Annotated in this window: 18 protein-coding genes; 4 read left to right on the top strand and 14 right to left on the bottom strand. The window is 61.4% G+C overall.

The features are described 5' to 3' along the window. The first annotated feature begins 30 nt into the window (after window positions 1–30). On the top strand, window positions 31–636 hold the full coding sequence (coaE, locus tag ABR989_RS07490) for a dephospho-CoA kinase (RefSeq protein ID WP_428127126.1): 606 nt from the start codon (window positions 31–33) through the stop codon (window positions 634–636). Here the strand turns inward: coaE and ABR989_RS07485 are convergent. Continuing rightward, entirely contained in the window at window positions 633–1,409 is a 777-nt protein-coding gene (locus ABR989_RS07485) for an adenosylcobinamide-GDP ribazoletransferase (RefSeq protein WP_428127124.1), read from the bottom strand. The two genes, coaE and ABR989_RS07485, sit on opposite strands and share 4 nt — an antisense overlap. A gap of 124 nt (window positions 1,410–1,533) precedes the next feature. Here ABR989_RS07485 and ABR989_RS07480 point away from each other — a divergent pair, with 124 nt between their 5' ends. Next, complete coding sequence (locus ABR989_RS07480; RefSeq protein WP_428127122.1) at window positions 1,534–2,457, top strand: ketopantoate reductase family protein; 924 nt, start codon at window positions 1,534–1,536, stop codon at window positions 2,455–2,457. A gap of 15 nt (window positions 2,458–2,472) precedes the next feature. Here the strand turns inward: ABR989_RS07480 and ABR989_RS07475 are convergent, their stop codons facing one another. From ABR989_RS07475 to alaS, 8 genes are all read right to left on the bottom strand, one after another. Continuing rightward, window positions 2,473–3,192: a glutathione binding-like protein gene (locus ABR989_RS07475; RefSeq protein ID WP_428127120.1), complete on the bottom strand. Its 720-nt coding sequence runs from the start codon at window positions 3,190–3,192 to the stop codon at window positions 2,473–2,475. Window positions 3,193–3,285: 93 nt separating this feature from the next. Then, window positions 3,286–5,730 (bottom strand): penicillin acylase family protein, encoded by a 2,445-nt coding sequence (locus ABR989_RS07470; RefSeq protein WP_428127114.1) that lies wholly within the window; start codon window positions 5,728–5,730, stop codon window positions 3,286–3,288. 42 nt (window positions 5,731–5,772) lie between these two features. Next, window positions 5,773–6,901 (bottom strand): peptide chain release factor 2 gene (prfB, locus tag ABR989_RS07465; RefSeq protein WP_428127111.1). Its coding sequence is split into 2 segments (ribosomal slippage): window positions 5,773–6,831 and window positions 6,833–6,901, totalling 1,128 coding nucleotides; the frame shifts between segments, so codons are not numbered across the junction. Between the two features lie 72 nt (window positions 6,902–6,973). After that, window positions 6,974–8,587: an apolipoprotein N-acyltransferase gene (gene lnt, locus ABR989_RS07460; RefSeq protein ID WP_428127109.1), complete on the bottom strand. Its 1,614-nt coding sequence runs from the start codon at window positions 8,585–8,587 to the stop codon at window positions 6,974–6,976. A 2-nt stretch (window positions 8,588–8,589) separates the two neighbouring features. After that, window positions 8,590–9,144: a hypothetical protein gene (locus ABR989_RS07455; protein WP_428127107.1), complete on the bottom strand. Its 555-nt coding sequence runs from the start codon at window positions 9,142–9,144 to the stop codon at window positions 8,590–8,592. Further along, a complete protein-coding gene (ybeY, locus tag ABR989_RS07450; RefSeq protein ID WP_428127105.1) occupies window positions 9,141–9,683 on the bottom strand; it encodes an rRNA maturation RNase YbeY in 543 nt (180 codons plus the stop codon). The genes ABR989_RS07455 and ybeY overlap by 4 nt, the downstream gene beginning before the upstream one ends. 5 nt (window positions 9,684–9,688) lie before the next feature. Further along, complete coding sequence (locus ABR989_RS07445; protein ID WP_428127153.1) at window positions 9,689–10,702, bottom strand: PhoH family protein; 1,014 nt, start codon at window positions 10,700–10,702, stop codon at window positions 9,689–9,691. A gap of 109 nt (window positions 10,703–10,811) precedes the next feature. Then, entirely contained in the window at window positions 10,812–13,493 is a 2,682-nt protein-coding gene (gene alaS / locus ABR989_RS07440; protein WP_428127103.1) for an alanine--tRNA ligase, read from the bottom strand. Between the two features lie 207 nt (window positions 13,494–13,700). On the opposite strand from alaS, the gene ABR989_RS07435 reads away from it, so the two are divergent. Beyond that, window positions 13,701–14,681 carry a DUF445 family protein gene (locus ABR989_RS07435; RefSeq protein WP_428127102.1) on the top strand — a complete coding sequence of 327 codons (981 nt, stop codon included), beginning with the start codon at window positions 13,701–13,703 and terminating at the stop codon, window positions 14,679–14,681. Window positions 14,682–14,757: 76 nt separating this feature from the next. Here the strand turns inward: ABR989_RS07435 and ABR989_RS07430 are convergent, their stop codons facing one another. The 5 genes from ABR989_RS07430 to ABR989_RS07410 are packed head-to-tail and all read right to left on the bottom strand — an operon-like array spanning window position 14,758 to window position 19,915. Next, on the bottom strand, window positions 14,758–15,891 hold the full coding sequence (locus tag ABR989_RS07430) for an ABC transporter permease (protein ID WP_428127100.1): 1,134 nt from the start codon (window positions 15,889–15,891) through the stop codon (window positions 14,758–14,760). A 9-nt stretch (window positions 15,892–15,900) separates the two neighbouring features. Further along, window positions 15,901–17,013 (bottom strand): ABC transporter permease, encoded by a 1,113-nt coding sequence (locus ABR989_RS07425; RefSeq protein WP_428127097.1) that lies wholly within the window; start codon window positions 17,011–17,013, stop codon window positions 15,901–15,903. A gap of 20 nt (window positions 17,014–17,033) precedes the next feature. Continuing rightward, the gene (locus ABR989_RS07420) at window positions 17,034–17,987 is read right to left on the bottom strand and encodes an ABC transporter ATP-binding protein (protein WP_428127096.1); all 954 of its coding nucleotides are present in this window, start codon (window positions 17,985–17,987) and stop codon (window positions 17,034–17,036) included. A 3-nt stretch (window positions 17,988–17,990) separates the two neighbouring features. Further along, window positions 17,991–18,932 (bottom strand): ABC transporter ATP-binding protein, encoded by a 942-nt coding sequence (locus ABR989_RS07415; protein WP_428127094.1) that lies wholly within the window; start codon window positions 18,930–18,932, stop codon window positions 17,991–17,993. Next, window positions 18,929–19,915 (bottom strand): HlyD family secretion protein, encoded by a 987-nt coding sequence (locus ABR989_RS07410; RefSeq protein WP_428127092.1) that lies wholly within the window; start codon window positions 19,913–19,915, stop codon window positions 18,929–18,931. Before ABR989_RS07410 ends, ABR989_RS07415 begins: the two co-directional genes overlap by 4 nt. A 126-nt stretch (window positions 19,916–20,041) precedes the next feature. On the opposite strand from ABR989_RS07410, the gene ABR989_RS07405 reads away from it, so the two are divergent. Then, window positions 20,042–21,289, top strand: a complete 1,248-nt coding sequence (locus tag ABR989_RS07405; protein ID WP_428127090.1) for an alkaline phosphatase family protein — start codon at window positions 20,042–20,044, stop codon at window positions 21,287–21,289. Window positions 21,290–21,384 lie beyond the last annotated feature (95 nt).

Here is a 21,384-nt window from a genome sequence, read left to right as displayed (position 1 = left end):
TGGCGCTGCGCGCATTTGGCGGGAAGATAGATGCTTACAATTGGTCTCACTGGTGGAATCGGTTCGGGCAAGAGCACCGTCGCGGGGATCCTCGGCGAATTCGGTGCGCCGATTCTCGACGCCGACAAAATCGCGCACACCACTTACGCTCCCGGCGGTCCCGCCTACGACGCAGTCGTCGCGGCCTTCGGCGCGGATATTGTTGCTCCCGATCGCACAATCGATCGCAAGAAACTCGGTTCCATCGTGTTTGGAAATCCCGAACAACTGGACAGGCTGACGTCGATCGTATGGCCCGCCACGTCCGAGAGCATCCGCCGCAACGTCGCCGAATTGCGCGCGAGCGGCGTGAAGATGCCGATCGTTGTCGAGGCTGCGATTCTGATCGAAGCAAATTGGCAACCGCTGTTTGACGAAATCTGGCTGGTGCGCGCCTCGCGCGAGCAAGTGGTTGGCCGAATCGAGCGCCAACGCGGGCTGAAACCGGCTGAAACCGAGGCGCGAATCCGCGCGCAGTTGCCCGACGAGCAACGCGCGAAGCATGCCAGCCTCGTGATCGAGAACAATGGATCGCTCGACGAGTTGCGCGACCTGCTGAAATCGGCGTGGTCCGATGCGCTCAAGCGAAACGGTTAGGCACGAAGCGCCGCCAGCACCGCGAACGTAACGACTTCGACCAGCGCACATCCTCCCGCCAGCGTATAGCCCGAGGCCCCGCCCATGCGGCGGCTGAGCATCAGACGCATCGCAAGAATGGTCAGCGCCAGCGCGACGATCACCGCCAGCCCGACGTTTTGATACAGCCCCATCGTGAGTCCTAGAGCGACCGCGCTGGAGACGGCGAACTCGCGAAACGAGATGCCGCCTTCATACGGGATGCCGAGGCCCCAATGCTCCAGCGGTTTCAGCCCGTAGCCGATCGGAATGATCGCCCATCGCGACAGCATCATCGCCATCACGATCGCCGCCGCCCGTCCCGCGTCGTCGGTGATTCGCGACAAGCACCAAACCTCGAATGCGAACGCTACGATCGATGCGCCCGCACCGACCGGTCCGATTCGCGCCAGTCCGGTCGAGGCTGGCCGTGCGCCCCGCCGAATCACCTCGACCGTGTCAGCGACTCCGCGATTTGCCAGCCCCAGCGACAGCCCCGCTCCTGCGATCAGCACGACGAACGAGCGTCCGACCGGTCCGGATACCAAGCCGGCGGTTCGATCGGCAATTGCGAGAATTACGCCGAGGATGAATCCGACAATCGGGAAATAGACCATCGCGCGCGAGCGCTGCGCGGCGTTGCCCTGCGATCTTTCGTCGAGGATCGGCCACAGTGTGAGCGTCGCGGCTGCCAGCACGGCTTCGAACAGCAACTCGCGCGCACTTGGAAGACTCGTATCGCTCGCCGATTCCATCGCGACCCCGGTTGAATAGCTGATTACAACAGATCGCGGCGGCGCTACGATAGGCAGTGAAAAGTGAAAAAGTGAAAAGTGAAAAAGTGATTACTCGGAAAAGAAATCGGAACCGCACTGTGCCATGAAAATTCTGGTAATGGGCGCGGGCGCGGTCGGATCCTACTTCGGTGCGCGGCTGCGGGCGTCTGGCGAGGACGTCGTATTGTGTGCACGCGGCGAAAATTTGCGCGCGATTCGCGAGCGCGGCCTCGACATCACGAGTATTCGCGGCGATTTACGAATCGATGTCGTAGCGACTGACAAGCCGCGCGACTTCGCACCGTACGATCTGATTTTGTTCTGCGTGAAGGCCTACGACACCGACGCCGCCGCCGATGCTGTGTCAGGATGCCTCAAGCCGGGCGGCGCGATTCTGACGCTTCAGAACGGCGTCGAGAATGAGGCAAGGCTCGCCGGGATCTTCGGCCGTGAGGCAGTCATGGGCGGGAACGCGCGCGTGGGAGTCGAGATGGTCGCGCCGGGCAAAATTGTTCATCTGAGCACCGGCGACATCGACTTCGGCGAACTCGACGGCCGCGAGACGGATCGTGTCAGGGCGATCGCCGACGTGTTTCGACGCGCGGGGATTCTCGGCCAGACCTCGGCCGACATCATGACTGCGCGATGGGACAAGCTCGTCTGGAATGGCGCGCTCAACACCGTGACGACGCTGACCCGCCGGCGCGTCGGGGAAATTCTCGATGACCCCGAAGGCCTGAAACTCCTGCGCACGCTGATGCGGGAGATTGTCGAGGTTGCGCGCGCCGAGGGCGCGCTGATTTCCGACGACCGCATCGACGCGTACATCGCTCACTCGCAGAAGAACTTGCGCGCGCTCAAGACCTCGACCCAGCAGGACCTCGAGCGCGGCAAAGCGCTGGAATATGAGGCGCTCAGCGGCGCCGTCGTGCGCGCGGCGCGCCGCCACGGCCTGAGCGTTCCCGCGGTCGAAACCGTCTATGCGCTTTTGCGATTGCTCGACGGCGCCCCGAAGCCGCGCAGCTAGCTAAGCGCGTCGTCTTCAGCGCTTCTCGAACTGTTTGTTGCCGAACAGTATCTCCCACGATTTCTGGTCATGGGCCGGTTGATTCGCCGCCGCCGCCGCGCGCATCCTTTCGACAACCTCGCTCATCACGGCAAACCCGCGCTGGGTCGCGGGCCGCGCGCGCAGCTCGTCGTACCATTTCTTCAGGTTCGGAAAATCTTCGAGGTTCTGTCCCTGCATCGAATGCGGCACCAGCCACGGGTAGGTCGCGATATCGGCGATCGAGTAATCGCCCGCCAGGTACTTCGCTTCGCCCAGCCGCTTGTCGATCACTCCGTAAATGCGCTTTGCTTCGTTGGTGTAGCGGTTGATCGCGTACTCGAGTTTCTCGGGCGCGTAGCGGCGGAAGTGATGCGCCTGGCCGAGCATCGGGCCGACGCTCGCCATCTGAAACATCAGCCACTCAATCACGTTGTACTTTCCGCGCGTGTCCGACGGCATCAGCTTGCCGGTCTTCTCGGCCAGGTACATCAGAATCGCGCCCGACTCGAAAATCGAAATCGGTTTTCCATCTGGACCGTCGGGATCGGTGATCGCGGGCATTTTGTTGTTCGGGCTGATTTTCAGGAACTCGGGCTTGAACTGATCGCCCGTACCGATATTGACCGGGATCACATTGTACTTGAGGCCGACTTCCTCGAGCATCCACGTGATCTTGTAGCCGTTGGGCGTTGGCCAGAAATATACGTCGATCATCCGCGACTCCTTGTATGATTTAGTCGAACCGAAGCGTCCGTTTCACATTGCAACTTTGATCAGTCCGGCGCGCGACGCAAACTGAAAACGCAACTAGCGCGGCACCAGATCCAATTCCGCCTCGGCCGACGACTGCGCGCGGCTATAACTCGGGTCGAGTGCATGATACTCGCCGCGGCTCCAGGGGCCGATCATATCGTCGTAGTGACGCGCCGCCGGGTGATCCGATTCGCCGCTGTGATTCATTCCGAGCGCGCCTTCGGGGTCGGCAAGGTCGGCGATGAACCGGTACGACGAAATCTGCGTGACCTTGAATTGATCCGGCGCATCGCCCAAATCGAACCACGAGTTGTTGACCGTATGCCGTCCGCCTTCGGTCTGGTATGGCCCGCGGTTGAAGTACCATCCGAGCACGCCGCCGCGCTCGCCCAGCGGATGCGTAAATTCGATCGTCGTCAACGCGCCCCATCGCCACTTGTCGCGATCGTTGCCGAGCCGGGAAGCCAGCAGCGCGAGCGAGTCCTTCAGACTCGCGCGCAGCGTCGCGCTCGCGCCGCCGGCTCCTCGCGGCCACAGCGCACTTGCGGGTCGTACGATTATGTCTTCGCTCGCCGGATATGTTCCGGTGTCCTCGAGCAGCATGAACGATTTGTAATCGTCGCCGAGAAGAGGCTTAAATACGCGCCTCGCCATCGTCACTTCGGTCGCCGCGACAATCGCGGCAGGCCTGCTGTTCGCCGTCATTGCACCGTCCCATCCGCGGATTTCGCCAAGCGCCCACCGCACGTCTTCGTCGTCGCCGTCGCCGGCCTGTACGAGCGCGTCGCGCAGCTTGAGCGCGAAGATCGATACGCGGTCGCGCTGGATCGATTTGAAATGGTCCGCCGTCATCTTGTCGCCCGCGCGGATCAGGTCCGAGATACGATCGAAGCGCCACGGCGCGACCCAACTTCCATTCCAGGGTACGTCGGCCAGGCGATTGTTCGCAGTGACGATGAAATGCGAGGGCGGATTCTCGATATGCGGCAAACTGTCGAACGGGATCATTCCGTTCCATTCGAAATTTCCCGTGAATCCCGCGGTCGGGTATTTGCCGTCGAAGCCGGTGCGATTCGGTATCGCGCCAACGATATGCCATCCGATATTTCCCGAATCATCGCCCCAAACGAGATTGAGCGGCGTCGTCGTGAAGGTGCGATAGGATTCGACCAGCTCCTTTCCCGTGCGCGCGGTGGCCGAGCCGAATCCAAACGCTGCCGACGGCCCGGGAGTCAGTCCCGCAAATCGCAAGGACAGCGCGTAATTCCCCCGCATCTTGACGCCGCTCAGCGGGTTGTCCTCGCGCGCAAGCACGTCGCTGACTATAGGGCCGTGCCGCGTCGAAAGGATCGTCCGCGTCACGTCGCTCGCGTCTCTGACGTGAATCGTCACGTCGCGCCGCTCCAGCGGAAGCCATTTTCCCTGAAACTCGTAATTCATCCCGTCGGCCGAGAGATGCTCGAGGCTGAGATCCATCACATCCGCGCACACGCTCGTCACGCCCCACGCGACATGCCCGTTGGTGCCGATCGCGACTGCCGGGGAACCCGCCGCGAGCGCGCCCGACGTGAAGCCGTCGGGAGTGACCAGCACCGCCTCGTACCAAATCGACGGGATCGATTGCGGCAGATGCGGGTCGCTCGCGAGCATCGGCTTGCCGGACATCGACTTGGTGCCATCGACCACCCAGTTATTGCTCGCGGGGATGCCCATATGCCCGATGCGCGCGAAGCCGGGCGTGAGATGGAACGACAGCTTTGCGCCGCCGAACAGCGCGGTTGTCTCGGGCGGCGGCGCCTCCAGCGGCAGCGACGGATACACCGGCATCAGCGCAGCGATCTCGCTCGGCGCCATCTTCGGCGCGAGGTTGATATACACCGACTCCTCGGTCGCGTTGTAACCGAGCAGCATCGCAATCGTCAGCGCGCCTGCTTCGAGGTCTTCGGCCGTGTAATGCGCCGGCTTGATGCCGAGCAGCCGAAACGCGGGCTCCAGACTGTCCTGATGGCCGTCGATATATGCGTTGATTCCGCCGACGAACGCGTCCACTTGCGCGCGCATCTCGGGCGGATAGGTCGCGACACTGTCGCGTGCGAATTTCTCAGGATCGAACAGCCGATAGACATAATCGCTTTCGACCAGGTCGGCGCCAAACACTTCGGCCAGACCGCCCTCGGCCAGCCGCCGGCGCATCTCGAGCTGGAACAGCCTGTCCTGCGCCTGCGTGTAGCCCAGCGCCCGCGCGAGGTCGAGCCGGTTCTGTGCATAGATATGCGGCACGCCGGCCGTGTCGCGAATCACCTTGACCGGCGCAGTCAGCCCGGCGAGATGGACGACGCCCGACTCCGGCGCGAGCCCGCTCTGGGTCGCTTGGTAGAACAACCCCGTCATCACGGCCACAAAAATGAACGCGACCACGAGTCCGACCACCGCGCGTCTGCGCGCGCGCGGCGAACGATACTGACGGCGCCGGGGACCTTCGCTTGGATGTTCCGCCATCGGTGGGTTCACACTGGATCGGCGGAGACTCGGCGCGCAAGCCTAGGTTGGCACCGAGTCGGCGTCGCCCTTGCGCACGCCCATCAGGTAGGCCTGGATAAATTCGTCAATCGCGCCGTCGAGCACCGCGCCGGTGTTGCCGACCTCGATGCCGGTGCGATGGTCCTTGACCATCTGATAGGGCTGCAGCACGTAAGAACGAATCTGACTGCCCCAGGCGATATCTTTTTTGTCCTTGCTGAACTTCTCGAGCTCTTCTTTTTTCTTGCGCTGCTCGAGTTCGAACAGCCGCGCGCGCAATATCTTCATCGCCATCGCGCGGTTCTTGTGCTGCGAGCGTTCATTCTGGCAGGTCACAACGATGTTGGTCGGGAGATGTGTGAATCGTACGGCGGAGTCGGTCTTGTTGACGTGCTGGCCGCCCGCACCCGATGCGCGGAACGTATCGATTCTCAAGTCGGCGGGATTGATCGTTATCTCGACCTTGTCGTCAACCGCCGGAAAAACAAAGACCGATGCGAACGAGGTATGGCGCCGCGCGTTGGCGTCGTACGGCGAGATTCGCACCAGCCGATGAATCCCGGTCTCGGCCCGTAAATATCCGTACGCGAAGTCTCCTTCGACCGTGACGGTTGCGCTCTTGATTCCCGCGCCGTCGCCCGGCTGCAAGTCTGCAATCTCGGTTTTGAAGCCGCGCCGCTCGGCCCATCGAAGATAAAGGCGCAGCAACATCTCGGCCCAGTCCTGCGCCTCCATGCCGCCGGCGCCGGGATGTATCGAAACGATCGCGCCGAGGCGATCGTGCTCGCCGCCGAGCATCAGCCGCAGTTCCTGGCGCTCGAGCTCGGCTCGCGACGCCTCCAGGGCGGCGGCAGTCTCGCGCGCCGCTTCGGAATCGTCGGCGCCTTCTTCTTCGGCCATCTGCAGGAACACGCGCGCCTCGTCCAGCTTGTCGCGGAGCATCTTGTAGCCCCCCAGCTGAGCGCGAATCTGTTCCTGCTCCCTGAGCGCCGCTTGTGCGGTCTCCTGCCGATCCCAGAAATCGGGCTTGGCAGATTGTTCGACGAGTTGGTTCTGGCGGCCGGTCAGTGCGGGGACGTCAAAGACGCCTCCCGAGCTTTTCGGCGCGGTCGTCAAACTCGGAAAGCTGCTGTCTCATGTCGCTGAGCATCGGAAAATCATACCTCACGCCGGCGCCGCCCGCCGGCCAATGTCAGTATTATGTCACGAAACGCTACTCGGATTAATGGGGCCTGCGGTTTGTAGGTAGCCGCCGCGATCGAGCGGCTTCAACCGGGGCGGAGCGTGGCCATCGCCACGCGAGCAGTAATCCAATCGCCGTCAGCACGAAGCAAATCTCCGCAAATAAATCGCCCACGATCGTGTACACGGTCCGCACCGGCCGCCACGACACGTCCACCATCACCGTGCCACGCTTGAACAGCGGCGTGCGATTCGTGATTTGCCCCGACGGCTTGATGAGCGCGCTGATTCCCGTGTTCGCCACCCGTACCATCGGGACCTTCGTTTCGACCGAGCGCATCGCCGCCATTGCGAGCACCTGGTATGGCGCTGAACTTTCGCCGTACCACGCGTCGTTGGTGATGTTCACGAGCACATCGGCGCCCCGGTTCACCTCGCGCCGCGTGAAATCGGCAAAGATACTCTCGTAACAGATCAAGATTCCGAGCTGCGCGCCTTTGACGTTGAACAGCGTCTGCTCTTCGCCGGGAACCAAATCGCCGAAGCCCTCCACGACGCGGTTGACGAAGTAGCCGAGGATCGAGCGAGCCGGGACATACTCGCCGAATGGCACCAGCTCGATCTTGTCGTAATGCGCGGCCACTTCGCCCTTGGCCGACACCAGGTACGCGCGATTGTAAAATCCCAGGCGCCCGTCCTGGCGCGCCAGCGCCGGTGCTCCGAACAACACCGGCTCGCCGATATTGCGCGCGAGCGTCAGCAGCGCAGTGCGATACGCTGCGTCGTTTGCGAGCTCGGCGGGATATTGATCATCGGGCTCGAACAGGAACGCCGCCGCTGCCTCGGGCCAGACGATGAGGTCGGCGCCGCGCTTCGCCGCGCTCGCGGTTTCGTCCTGGTAGACTTTGTAGCTCTCGGGCAGGAACTTCGGATCCCACTTGAGCGATTGCGGGATATTTCCCTGCACCATCGCGACCTTGAAACTCCCCGCGTGCGGTGCGTTCTCGAGATTGCTGATCCGCCACGCGCCAAACCCGCACAGCGCGATCATTATCGCGGTCAACGCGCTCAGGCTGATGGCCTGCAAGCGATAGACGCCGCGGCGGAAAATCACGACATACACCACGGCGTTGAAGAACACGATCAACGCCGAAACGCCGTAAACGCCGGTGAACTCCGCGAATTGGATCAATTCCAGATTGCGGTAAGCCGCGTATCCGAGCAGATTCCACGGGAAACCGATCGGGGCATAGGTGCGAATCCATTCGACCGCCGTCCACGCAACCGGCATCGTGAGCACGGCCGGAATTCGCATCCGCCGCGCGACGAATTCACCCGCCCAAATGGCAGCCGCCGTGTCGGTCGCGACGATGCCCGCCAGCAGCAGCATCGGAAAGATCGCGAACGTCATGCGCACGTCGGCGAAGTCGTGCAGCGGAATCGGGATCCAGTAGAGCGATACGACGTACGAGGCGAAACCTTGCAGGTATGCCCACGCGAATACGCGCCGCATGCTTTCGCCTTCGATCGCGTAAAAGAGCGGCACCAAGGCCACCCACGCCAGCAGTCCGTAATCGAACTTCGGAAATGCCAGTCCCAGCGCGAGACCGCTGGCTACGGCGAGCGCCGCGCGCGTTGCATTGTTCGACGACATCGTCAGGCGGGCGGCGCAAACATCTCGGCGATCGGAATCACGCCGGCGCAAGGCGGCCGGCCGTTGAAGCGCTCGAAAATCTCGTCCACGTCCTTCCAGGTTTCGACCAGCGCGGCCGCCAGCGGCGGCTCGAACGCGAGATCGCCGGCGGCGCGCCATTCGCGCTCGAAGCTCCAATCGACCGGCGGATTCTTGTCGATTTCGATCGATACCACACGCCAACTCTCTTCCGGAGCGAGGATTTTTTCCGCCTCGCGCCATGGCAGGTAAATAACCGGGCGCGCACCCATCGTGAAAGCATACCGCTTGTCCACCGCGATCCCGAATGGTTCATAACGGCGACGATTGCGCCGGTCGAGGATCGTGCGCAGTTCCGCAATCGGCACGTCGAACATGCAAACTGCGGGACGCGCGCCGCGGACCATTCGGCTTCCGCCACGAATAACGCCATCCTTGAGAATCGCCACCAGGTTGTCCAGGGCAGACGCAGCCGTCGAGGCGCGCGTGAAATGCGTCAGCATCGCGACCGCGGGAATCCTGGCGGGCTCGCGCTTCATCGCGACGATTCGCGCCGGCCGGCGACTTTGCGTTTGCGTTGATCGCCGGCCTTGCGCCGCGACCGGACGACGCGTCTTTCGCCGATCTTCGCCGCCAGCGTTCGCTCGCGCGCAAGCATCCGCCGCGCGTCGGCTGCCGAGCGTTCGTGGTCGTAACCGATCAAATGCAGAAATCCGTGAATCAGAAGCCGGCGCAATCGCGACGCGGGGCTCACGCGGAACTCGCGCGCCTGCCGGATTGCCGTATCGATCGAGATCACCACGTCTCCGACCGGAAGTCCCGGACTGTTCTTTACGCTGCGGGGATCCAATGGCGCGGCGCCTGCTTGTTCAATCTGCGAGAAAGAAAGAACGTCGGTGGCCGCATCGATTCCCCGAAAATCACGATTCAGCCTGCGCATCGCGCGATCGGTTGTGAGCGTAAGCGACAATTCGCATTCCGCAAGCCCCGCCGCGCGCATCAGCCGATCCGCATCGGCGCGAAGCCCGTGCGCGTAGCATCGTCCGCGCGCCGTCGCGCATCGGAACTCCACCGCCACGCGCTTCAATCCCGACGGTTACCGTCAGTTTGCGGCGCCGACGCCGGTCCTTCAGCGTTGAACGATTCGTACGCCTTGATGATCGATTGCACCAGCCGATGCCGTACGACGTCGCGGTCGTTGAACCTCACGAAGGAAATCCCCGGCGTGTTGCCGAGCACGATGCTTGCTTCCTTGAGGCCCGACAGCTTGCCGCTGGGTAAATCGATTTGCGTGACATCGCCGGTGATGACCGCCTGGGAATTGTAGCCGAGCCGCGTCAGGAACATCTTCATTTGCTCGGAGGTCGTGTTTTGCGCCTCATCGAGAATGATGAACGAGTCGTTGAGCGTGCGCCCGCGCATGAACGCGAGCGGCGCGACTTCGATCGTCCCGCGCTCGAGCATCCGCCGCGCCCGATCGAAATCCACCATGTCATGCAGCGCATCGTAGAGCGGCCGCAGGTACGGATTCACTTTCTCCGCGAGGTCGCCCGGCAGGAAGCCCAGCTTCTCGCCCGCTTCGACCGCCGGCCGGCACAGCACCATTCGCGTGACCTGGTTCTTCATCAACGCGGCCAGCGCCATCGCCATCGCAAGGTACGTCTTGCCGGTGCCCGCGGGACCGATTCCGAAAACGATATCGTGGCTGCGAATCGAGTCGATGTAAAGTTTCTGGTTGATGCTCTTGGGAGAGATGACGCGCTTGTTCGGGGAGATGTAAACCGTGTCGAGAAAAATATCCTTCAGCTCGGCGTTGCGGTCGCCGCGAATAATCCGGATCGCATACTCGACGTCGCTCGGAAAGATCGGGTAGCCGTGCTTCAGCAGATCGTAAATCTCGCCGATCACCTTGCCCGCGAGCGCCTGCTCGGCGTGCGCGCCCGAAATTTTAAGCGAGGTTCCGGTCACGCCAATCCGGACTCCCAGCGTCGCCTCGACGGTGCGGACGTGGGCGTCGTGCTGGCCGAGCAAATCGGTGAACAGGCGCGGATCGTCGAAATGGAGTTCGAGCGAATCTTCAGTGGCTAACTGGGAAATCGCCGGGGCCTCTTGAGGTACTGATTTCGTCTCTGTCGCCCGCCGGCCATGCAGTCGTTCACGCACCGGCGAAAATAATCGTAATCATTTCGCCGGGCGTATGAAAGCGCTACCGAAATGCTAGTGCTGCCAGCGCGGCGACTTTGGCCAGCGCCTCGTCGAGCTTCGACGCGTCGCGGCCACCGGCCTGCGCGAGGTCCGGCCGCCCGCCGCCCGTGCCGCCGACGATCGGCGCGATATTCTTGATGATGTCGCCCGCTTTGATCTTCGCCGTCAGGTCAGGCGTCACCGCGACCAGCAGCGCCACCTTGCCCTCGCCGAGGTCGGAGCCGAGCGCGACCACCGCGGAGCCGTGCTTTTGACGCATCCGATCCGCCATCTCGCGCATCGTGCGCGGATCGACTCCGTCGAGCTTGCGCGTCACGACCTTGACGCCGCTGATCTGGCGCACTTCTTCTTCGGCCGCCGCGCCGCCGGCGCCCGCGGCCAGCTTCTGCTCCATCGCGCGGAGCTTTTTCTCCAGCTCCTTTTCGCGCGCCAGAAGTTTTTCAAGCCGCTCGATCGCCGCGCCGTCGCGCGCGCCGAGCTGCGCGCCGATTTCCTCGAGGATCTTCTCGCGCTTGCGAATCGTTTCGAGCGCGCCCTGTCCCGTCACCGCTTCGATCCGCCGCACTCCCGCCGCGACGCCCGATTCCGCTTCGAGTTTGAAAACGCCGACGTCGCCGGTGCGCGAGATATGCGTGCCGCCGCATAGCTCGACCGAAAAATCGCCCATCCTGACCACGCGCACGCGGTCGCCGTACTTGTCGCCGAAAAATGCGAGCGCGCCCGCCTTGATTGCGTCGTCGTACGCCATCTCCTCGGTCGTCACTTCGGCGTTCTCGCGGATGCGCGCGTTGATCTCTTCCTCGATCGTCGCCAGAGCGTCGTCCTTGACCGGCCCCTGATGCGCGAAGTCAAAGCGTAGCTTGTCCGGATCGACCAGCGAGCCCGCCTGATGCACGGTATTGCCCAGTATGTCGCGCAATGCGTAATGCAAAATGTGCGTCGCGGAATGATTGAGCATGGCGGCGTCGCGCCTGATTCGATCGACCTTGAGCTTGACGCGCGCGCCGCGTGCGAAGTCGCCGGCCTCGCCGTGGATAATCCGCCCGACATGAACTATCGAGCCTTCGGCCTTGCGTGTGTCCGACACTTCGAGAATTGCGCCTGACGCGGCCTCGATTACTCCGCGGTCTCCCACCTGCCCGCCGCCCTCGGGATAGAAGGGCGTCTCCGCGACGACGACCGCTACGTGCTCCCCGTCCTTGCCTCCCGCCGCGAGCACTTCGGACTCGCCCTCGTAACTGCGATAGCCGACGAATCGCGACGCAGTTCCTGCCCCGAGGCTGATCTCCGGTGCGACCGCGTCATCCTTGCGTGCGGCGCGCCCGCGCTCTTTCTGCTCGTCCATCAGCCGGTTGAAGCCCGCGACATCCACATCGACGTGATGTTCACGAAGCACGTCTTGCGTCAGGTCTAAGGGAAACCCGTATGTGTCGTGTAGCCGGAACGCCAGCTCTCCAGGAAATCTTCGGCCATGGTTTCGCTCTAGCCAGCCAGCTATTAATTCCAATCCGCGGTCAAGAGTCTGATCGAAGCGGAAGGACTCGGCAGCCGTAACCTCGCCAATTTCCCCCGCTTTTTCTCGCAGTTCAGGATAAGCATCGCCCATTGCTTCGACTACGATGCCGCAAACGCCTTGCAGAATATCGCCGTGTATCCCAATCCTCCGGCCATGACGAATCGCTCTACGCATCAGCCGCCGCAGCACGTACTCGCGATCGGTGTTGCCTGGTTTGATGCCGTCCGCTATCAGGAAACTGATTGCGCGCGCATGGTCCGCGATCGCTCGGAAAGAAATATCTTTCTCGGCATCGGCCCCGTACTTGACCGGCTGTCCGTAGATTTCACCTCTCAGCTCTACCTGGCGGATGATTGTCTGGAACAAATCGATGTCGTAGTTGCCGAGGATGACCTGCTTGCCGAGCCTTTTGCTTTCCTCGATGCTCTGCAATGCGGCCGCAACACGCTCGAGCCCGGTGCCTGTATCGACGTGCTTCTTCGCCAGCGGCATCAGCGCGCCCGACGCATCGCGGTTGTATTGAATGAAGACCAGGTTGCCGATCTCGATGAATCGCTCGCATCCATCGACGTTCACGAAACATTTCTGCCCCGGATGATTTTTTTCCGGATTGCACGCGCCTTCGCCGCGGTCGATGCTGATTTCCGAGTTGGGACCGCACGGCCCCGTCTCACCCATCTCCCAGAAATTATCTTTGTCGCCGAATCGCAGAATCCGCTCGCGCGGCAGCACGCCCATTTTCAGCCAGATGTCCTCGGCCTCTTTGTCGTCCTTGTGAACGGTCGCATAGAGCAGCTTCGGATCGATTTCCCAGACCTTGGTGATCAGCTCCCAATGCCACCGAATCGCTTCTTGCTTGTAATAGTCGCCGAACGACCAGTTGCCGAGCATTTCGAAAAAAGTGTGATGGTAAGTGTCGCGGCCGACCGCTTCGAGATCGTTATGCTTGCCCGAGATGCGCAGGCATTTCTGACAATCCGCCACGCGCAGGTGCTGGGGCGAGCGCACGCCCAGGAAATAATCCTTGAACTGCACCATCCCGGCGTTGGTGAACAGCAACGTGGGATCGCCCTTGGGAATCAGCGACGCCGACGGCACGATCGTATGACCGTGCGCGGCGAAGAAATCGAGAAACGATTGCCTTATCTTTGCAGTAGTCCAGCGCATGCAGTCCTGATTCTATTTGAGCGACGGCCCGGAAAGAATAATCGCAGGGGTGACCTCTGGCCGTTGGCACGGCTGGCCAGTATTAAGAGGCCGCGCTCCGTTGTCGCGCGCGGCCTCTACCAACGGCTTAATACTGCGCTGCCGTCGCCACGGCTTGGACTGCGGCGAGTGGTTGGCCCGGCGCGCAAGGTCGGCCAAACTGGATCCATGGATATCAGCATCGACGCGCCCACCCGCACCGGAGAGCACTTCTCCTTCACCAATTTTTTTCTTTCCCATAAAGGTGATCTGACGCTGGCTTTTTCAGCGTTCGTTTACCTCGTGAGCCTGGCCGCCCTGATGCTTACGCATTGGAGAACCTCGTCGGAGATTGCGGTCTCGATGGCGGAGGCGGCGCTCATCGGCGGTCTATGCGACTACATCGCGCTCAAGATGATCTTCGAGCGGCGGTGGTACCTGCCCAACTCCGGCGTGCTGCCGCGTAATCGCGCGAAGCTGATCGACGGAATCGCCGCCACCATCGAGAACGAATGGCTCACGCCACAGATGATCGGGCGCAAGCTCAGCGATATGGATCTAGTCGGCCGTCTCGGCACGTATCTACAGGAGCTCAAGCTGCACGACGTGCTGGGGCAGGCAGGGCTCGAGCGGATACTGAGCAATGCGATCGAATACCTGGAATCACCGGAGAAACGCGATCGCCTTGAAGCCGTCCTCAAGCGGATGCTTCCGAAGACGGTCACGCGAATCTACGCGGTGATGAGTCGGCTCGGCGCGGATTCGATCGGCGCGCGTATCGCGGCGAATTTGCGCAAAAGACTTCCCGAGCTGCAAAACGACCCCGAGCTGCGCGACACGCTCGAAAGCGCAATTCACGAGTTTGGGAGTCAGCTTCACGATCCCGACAGCTACGCAAATCAATTTGCACAGCGATTGATCGACAACCTGGTGCGCAGGACCGTCGAATCAAGCCGCGGTCAGATAACGCAAATGGTCCGCGAGAATCTGGCGCGGCTCTCTGACGACCAGATCAGAATTCAGATCGAATCGAAGACGCGCACGCACCTGGACTGGATTCGCGTCAACGGCGGCCTGTTCGGCGCCTTCTTCGGGCTGCTCTTCGCGCTATCGCGAATCCTTTCGCACAACGGCCCCGCAATCCTCGCCCACTTCCACCTCGCGATGTAACGCGTTACACGACCGTCAAGGAATTGATGAATTTCCTGTCGCCGAGCGAAGTCGCCGAGCCCATCAACGAGCTTTCTTAATCGATGGACTTGTGGAAGCGCGCCACGCTGGCCAGCAGCAGAACCGAGGTCAGCAGGGCGAGCGCCAGCATCTGGGGCCACAGGATGCCGAGGCCCACGCCTTTGAGGAAAGTGCCGCGTAAGATAACTAGAAAATACCGTAGCGGATTGGCGTAGGTGATCATCTGCATGGCCTTGGGCATGCTCGTGATCGGGAAGGCGAAGCCCGAGAGCGTGAAAGCCGGGTTGAGGAAGAAGAACCCCAAGACGAAGGCTTGCTGCTGGGTCGATGAGAGTGTGGAGATGAGCAGGCCCACGTTCAGGGTGCTCATAAGGAACAGAACGACGCCCAGCAGCAGCACCAGCGGGTTGCCGCGAAAGGGCACCTGGAACCAGAGGGTTCCGACCACCGCCACCAGCACAACGTCCGCCAGGCCCACCACGAAAAAAGGAATGGTCTTACCGAGGATCAACTCGAAGGGCCTGATCGGCGTAACCATGATCTGTTCGAGTGTCCCGATTTCGCGTTCGCGGACGATCGCGAACGCGGTCAGGGTCACTACCATCATAAGCGTGATGCTGCCGATAACTCCCGGGACGAAAAACCATTGACTGTTGAGGTCGGGGTTGTACCACGGCCGTTGCTCGAGGCTTATCTGCGGAACGGTTGCAGCGAGTGCGGGCATCATCTGATTGAGTCGATCGCGCGCGTAGTCCTGGGAAAACTGATTGGCGATCTGGTTGACGTATCCGACGGCGATCAGGGCGGTATTGGAATTGGTGCCGTCGACGATGACCTGCAAATGCGCGGTCTGTCCCTTGCGCAGCAGCTCGGCGAAGCCGGGTTCGATCTTGAGCGCCATCGGGATGTCGCTACTGCCGATGAGCGATTTCAACTCATGCTCATTGGAAAGGACCTTCGCGACTTCAAACCGGCCTGTAAACGTGAAGCGGCTCAAGAGGTCACGGCTTTCCTGGCTATGGTCAAAGTCCATCACCGCGATCTGGACCCGGTTCACCTCAAATGTGGCTGCGTAGCCGTAGATGAGCATCTGGAGGATCGGCGGAACTATCAATCGAAACCTCGCGTACTTGTCGCGCCTTAGCTGTAGGAACTCCTTGACGATCATGCACCAGATGCGGTCGAACATGGCTTTCCTCTACTGCAGGCTTTTGTGAAACGCGCGCGTGGCAAAAAAGCCGATGACCAGCGCGTAGATGGTCATTGCCACGATCTCCGGAACAAGGTCGTTAATGCCCGCGCCGCCGAGAAAAATACGTTTGAGGGCGCTCACGTAATAGCGGCTATAGACCAGGTAAGTGATAGCTCGTATGGGCGCCGGCATCTGATCGATCGGAAAGGCGAAGCCCGACAGCATCGAGGTAGGCAGCAGCGTGACCAGCACCGCGTACTGGCTTGCGCCGAGCTGGCTCTTGGTCGCAACCGAGATCATGTAGCCGATGCCGAGAATCACGATCAGGAACAAGATTGTCGTGAAAAAGAACGCCCCCAATCCGCCGCGGAAGGGCACCCCGAACCAGCCGACCGCGAAGACCGCGCAGAGTGCGGCGTCGAGCAATCCGATACCCACGTAGGGAACCAGCTTTCCCACCATTATCTCCAGCGCGGTTACCGGACTGGCGATCAGCTGCTCCATGGTGCCACGTTCCCACTCGCGCGCGATCGTAAGCGATGACAGCAAAGCGCCCATCAGCGCCATCACCAGCGCGACAGTTCCCGGTATGATGAAATTTTTGCTTTCCAGGTCTTCGTTGAACCAGGTGCGGTAGTCGACACTGAGAGGGTTGCTTGCATCCTGGGCAAGACCATGACGTCCAAACCATTCAAGCTGCACGTTGCTGGCATAGGTTGCCACCACCGCCTGGGCGTAACCCTCGGCGAGTTGGGCGCTGTTGTCGTCGGTCCCGTCAACTATAGCTTGGACACTGGTCCGGCCGGCATCGTCAAGACGCTCGGAGAAGTTCCAGGGGATCACAATACCGAGCTTGCATTGGTCGGCATCGATAGCCCGCACGAGGGCGTGATAGTTGTTAACGGCCTTGATCACGTCGAAGTAAGGCGATGCTTGAAATGCCTTGAGCAGAGCCTGACTGTCCTGGCTCCCTTCCTGGTCCAGGACGTACACAGGTATATGGTTGGCATCGAGCCGCGCCCCGTAGCCGAGCAACAGGATCTGAATCAGGGGCAGGAAGAGCACAATGATCAGGCTATGCGGATCCCGCCGAATCTGGGTGAATTCCTTGCGGCTCATGGCCGCTGTTCGTCGCAGATTCATTGAGGAGGCTCACTGCTGAGGGCCCGGCTTCCAGTAAGAGAGACAAAGGCGTCCTCAAGCGATGGGCTGATGGGTTCGATTCGGCCGACTCGGACGTCGTGACCCGCCAGGAAGGCGGGGAGTTCTGTCACAGGATCCCGCCCGGCGCTGACTACCACATGCAGGGCGGCGCCGAAGACCGAGGCGTCGATCACGCCGGGCGCCTGCTTGATGGCCGCGAGTCCGCCACCGAGCGGGCTGCATTCGATCAATAACAAATCGCCTTTTACGGCGGTCTGCTTGATTTCCGTTGGGGTTCCCATCTCCACTATCCGGCCCTCGTCTATCAAGGCCAGCCGGTTACAGTATTCCGCCTCGTCCATGTAGTGGGTGGTGACCAGGATCGTCACTCCTTCGCGCGACATCTGGTGAATCAGTTCCCAGAACTGACGGCGCGAAAGCGGATCGACTCCGGCGGTGGGTTCGTCGAGAAAGAGCACCCGCGGGCGGTGCAGTACGGCGCAGCCCAAAGCGAGTCGCTGTTTCCAACCGCCTGACAGCTCGCCCGTCAGCAATTGCTCGCTGCCTGCGAGCCCGGACATTTTGATTGCCCAGGCGATGCGCTCGTCGAGCGCGCGCCCCTTGACCCCGTAAAGGCCGGCGAAGAATTGAAGGTTCTCGATCGCAGTCAGATCGTTGTAGAGAGAAAATTTTTGCGACATGTACCCGATGTGCCGGCGGACATCTTCAGCCTGGCGCGCGACGTCAAAGCCGACGACCGTGGCGGACCCTGAGCTGGGAGTCAGGAGGCCGCAGAGCATCCGTATGATGGTGGATTTTCCCGATCCGTTAGGCCCCAGCAGACCGAAGATCTCGCCGGAGCGGATTTCAAAGCTGACCTGGTTGACGGCGGTGAAGGCGCCGAACCGCTTCACCAGCTGATCGACTACGATTGACGGTACGTCGTTCATTGCTCACGAGCCTTGCTGCGTTTCTTGCTGCGAGATTACGTAAACAAAAACGTCCTCGACGCTCGCCGCTATGCGCCGCGGCTCGCCGAACGGAACTCCCGCGTGTTCAAATCCCGCGCGCAATTGCGCAAGGCGGCGGTCAGGATCATCCACCACCACATGGAGCGTGTCGCCCATAGCCGTTGCGCTCAAAATACCCTGCTCACCGGCGACCGCCGTTTGGAGCGCCTGGGGATCGGGCGAGCTGATCGACAAGACCGCACCGGGCAGCATGTTCTTAAGCTCGTCGGGAGTGCCAAAGAAGAGACGGCGGCCTTGATACATCAGCAGCAGCCGGTGGCAGCGCTCGGCCTCATCGAGATAAGCGGTCGAGACCAGCACCGTTACCCCCTCGAAGACCAGCGAGTAAAGGATGCTCCAAAGCTCACGGCGCGAGACGGGATCGACCCCGGTAGTGGGCTCATCGAGCAGCAGCAGTTGCGGCGTGTGGATCAGGGCACAGGCAATGCCAAGCTTGCGCTTCATACCTCCGGAGAGCTGGCCGGCAAGCCGGTTTCGAAAACGGCTCATACCCGAAGCTTCAAGCAGCTGATCTTCCCGTTGTTGCCTCACGGTCCGGCTGACTTCGAAGATGTCGGCATAGAAGCGGATGTTCTCGGTGACCGTCAGATCCTCATAGAGGCCGAATTGCTGGGGCATATAACTGATCCGGCTCTTGACGGCTTCCGGCTGCACCAGAACATCCTGCCCGGCGACAAGGACGGCGCCGGCATCGGCGGAGAGAACTCCCGCGAGAATCCGCAGCGTCGTCGTTTTCCCCGCGCCGTCGGGACCCACCAATCCAAGGATCTCCCCTTTGCGCGCGTTGAAGCTCAGGTTGTCGACTGCCACCACGCCCGCGAAGCGCTTCGTCAATCCATCGACCTGTACGATTTCGTCGCTCATTGCGATCCCGGCGGACTCAGTTCAACGGTGGCGTCGGCCGGCATTCCCGGCTTGAGCTCGTGGCTTTGGTTCTCGATGTCGATCCTGATCCGGTAGACCAGCGTCACCCTTTCGGCGTGGGTTTCGACGCTCTTCGGCGTGAATTCGGCGTTTTCCGAGATCATCGAGATGCGGCCGACATACTTGCGCCCCGGATAGCTGTCGGTCGTGATCAGCGCGGCCTGCCCGAAGCGAACGCGGCCGATATCGGTTTCGTTGACATAGGCGCGCAGCCACACGTGGTCGAGGTCAGCCAGGGTGAATACCGGCGTCCCCGGCTGCATGTCTTCACCCAGTTCCGCATTTCGCACCAGAACGACGCCCGAGAAGGGGGCGTATAAGGTTGTGTACCCAAGGATGATCCTGGCGAGCTTCAGACCCTCTTGCGCGCTCTTGATGTTGGCCTGCGCGACGCTGATGCTTTCCTCGGCCGCCGCTTGCAGAGCCTGGTCGCGCAGAATCGCCGCGCGCGATTGCTCCAGCGCGGTCTTGGCAAGGTCACGGATCTGAGTCGGAGCAACGTTATTTTGCCAAAGCTCCTGCTCGCGCTGATAGTCTATGGTCTTCTCCCAAAGATCGGCCTGATCGATGGCCACCGTGCGCTTGGCGGCTTCCAGATTGCGCAAAGCAAGCGCGAGTTGACGTTGCTGGACCAACAGAGCTGCCTCGTCCACCACAACCTGCTGCCGGTAGTCGTGGTCCTCCAGGCGCGCCAGCAGAGTGCCGGCTTTTACCCACTGGCCCTCGTCAAACGGAAGCTCGACGATCCGCGACTGCACCGTCTTGAAGCTGAGCACGCTTTCGTGTGCCTCGATGTCGCCGGAGACCACCAGCTCATTTGTGGTCGGTTGCCGCCACAGCCAAAAGTAGGCGGCGGCCACGGCCGCCGTGGCGACCAGCAGCGCGATGGCTGAAATCCCTAAATTCTTCCGACGAGATGCCACGTCCGATCCCCTTACCATTGCGCGAAATTCGTCTCTGCGCTGGCACAAATAGCAACATTAGCTCGATCGTGCGATCGATCAGTGCGCCTTTACCCGCTCGTCTGCCGATTTGCTAGGGTAGTCACGATGGACCAAACATTCCATTCGAAAGCAGCTTCCTTCAACACCGGTCGCCAGCCGCAATCCGGCCGAATCGTCATCGTCCTCATGATTGACGGACTCTCGGAAACGATGCTCGATTCAGTCGCAACTCCCAATTTTGCCAGGATTCGGACCGAAGGCGTGTGGACCCATCACTTGACCCCGGTCTTCCCTTCGATATCCGAGCCGAACTGGGTTTCAGCTTCCACCGGATGCTGGCCCGAAAATCATGGTGTGGTCAGCGCCCAGTTCATCGATCCTCGCCTGGGGCTGTTCAATCATGACGTCGATGCGGACTGGCTCGCCGGAGGCGAACTGCTGCATCAGGTCGCCGAGCGCCAGGGGGTCCGGACGGCCGCACTCGGATGGTTTGGGCGATACTCGAAGACTCGCGGAGCGCTGGCGACCTATGTATCGCCTGAGCGGAAAGTGCCGTGGCAACTCTCGGAGTATGCCAGTGAGCCGAAACGGACGGATGAGATCATCCACTATCTGGAAATGCCCGGAGATCTGCGGCCGCGCCTGATCCTTGGATACTTCGCTCAGCCGGACGAGGTAGTTCATAGCGACGGGCTCCATTCCGAGCGCGCGCGTGAGGCGATCATCCGGGCCGACAGTGAAGTGGGCAGGCTGCTGGAGGCTATCGATCGGCTCCCTCACCGGGACCAGGTCACGTTGTTCGTCATGTCGGACCATGGCCATCTCCCGGTCACGCACCTCATCAATGTTCGGCGAATCCTGAGCCGGCATGGTATTCGCGGGCGCGACGTAACCACCGGGACTACCAGTTTCGTCTACTTTGACGACAAGTCGCAGGTCGATCGCGCCTGCCAGGCGCTCGCCACGTATCACGAGTTCGACGTGCTTCGCCGCGACAATCAGCCGCAATTCGCGCAGCTCGGGCAGAGCGACCGGGTAGGGGACCTGATTCTTTCGGCGCATCCGGGTTACTACATGGTCGACCCTGATCTCGCGCCCTGGTATCTGAAACCATTGGCGACATTTGGCCGCGACATCTATCCGAGTCCCTTTATGGGTGTCGGATTAGTATCGGCTCACGGCTATCCTCCCGACACGCCGGGTATCCATGGGATTCTCTACGGTTGGGGGAGCGGGCTCCCGCGCGGCCGTGAGATCAAGGGCGCGCGCATGATCGATGTTCATCCAACGGTGACCCGTTTCCTGGGAATCGAACCTGGACGCTCGGTCGACGGCCTCCCTCTTGAGTTTTAAACGCCGATCACCGGCTGTGCTTTGATTTGAAGACGGGCCCGCGCGAGTTGCCTGCTACGTCGAGGGCGGTGTGCGAATGGTGAGGTGGCTGCTGC

Origin of the sequence: Binatus soli (SeqCode), assembly GCF_050015535.1 — a bacterium.
GTDB lineage: Bacteria > Desulfobacterota > Binatia > Binatales > Binataceae > Binatus > Binatus soli.
The sequence above is the reverse complement of the archived record's forward strand: the minus strand, read 5'-3'. Positions and strand labels throughout refer to the sequence as shown.

Bases quoted from the DNA above. Each gene is read 5' to 3' on its own strand.
- ABR989_RS07480 (WP_428127122.1), top strand. From the start codon at position 1,534: ATGAAAATTCTGGTAATGGGCGCGGGCGCGGTCGGATCCTACTTCGGT.
- ABR989_RS07475 (WP_428127120.1), bottom strand. From the start codon at position 3,192: ATGATCGACGTATATTTCTGGCCAACGCCCAACGGCTACAAGATCACG.
- lnt (WP_428127109.1), bottom strand. From the start codon at position 8,587: ATGTCGTCGAACAATGCAACGCGCGCGGCGCTCGCCGTAGCCAGCGGT.
- ABR989_RS07455 (WP_428127107.1), bottom strand. From the start codon at position 9,144: ATGAAGCGCGAGCCCGCCAGGATTCCCGCGGTCGCGATGCTGACGCAT.
- ABR989_RS07485 (WP_428127124.1), bottom strand. From the start codon at position 1,409: ATGGAATCGGCGAGCGATACGAGTCTTCCAAGTGCGCGCGAGTTGCTG.
- ABR989_RS07405 (WP_428127090.1), top strand. From the start codon at position 20,042: ATGGACCAAACATTCCATTCGAAAGCAGCTTCCTTCAACACCGGTCGC.
- coaE (WP_428127126.1), top strand. From the start codon at position 31: ATGCTTACAATTGGTCTCACTGGTGGAATCGGTTCGGGCAAGAGCACC.
- ABR989_RS07470 (WP_428127114.1), bottom strand. From the start codon at position 5,730: ATGGCGGAACATCCAAGCGAAGGTCCCCGGCGCCGTCAGTATCGTTCG.
- ABR989_RS07415 (WP_428127094.1), bottom strand. From the start codon at position 18,932: ATGAGCGACGAAATCGTACAGGTCGATGGATTGACGAAGCGCTTCGCG.
- ABR989_RS07420 (WP_428127096.1), bottom strand. From the start codon at position 17,987: ATGAACGACGTACCGTCAATCGTAGTCGATCAGCTGGTGAAGCGGTTC.
- ABR989_RS07425 (WP_428127097.1), bottom strand. From the start codon at position 17,013: ATGAGCCGCAAGGAATTCACCCAGATTCGGCGGGATCCGCATAGCCTG.
- alaS (WP_428127103.1), bottom strand. From the start codon at position 13,493: ATGCGCTGGACTACTGCAAAGATAAGGCAATCGTTTCTCGATTTCTTC.
- ABR989_RS07435 (WP_428127102.1), top strand. From the start codon at position 13,701: ATGGATATCAGCATCGACGCGCCCACCCGCACCGGAGAGCACTTCTCC.
- ABR989_RS07430 (WP_428127100.1), bottom strand. From the start codon at position 15,891: ATGTTCGACCGCATCTGGTGCATGATCGTCAAGGAGTTCCTACAGCTA.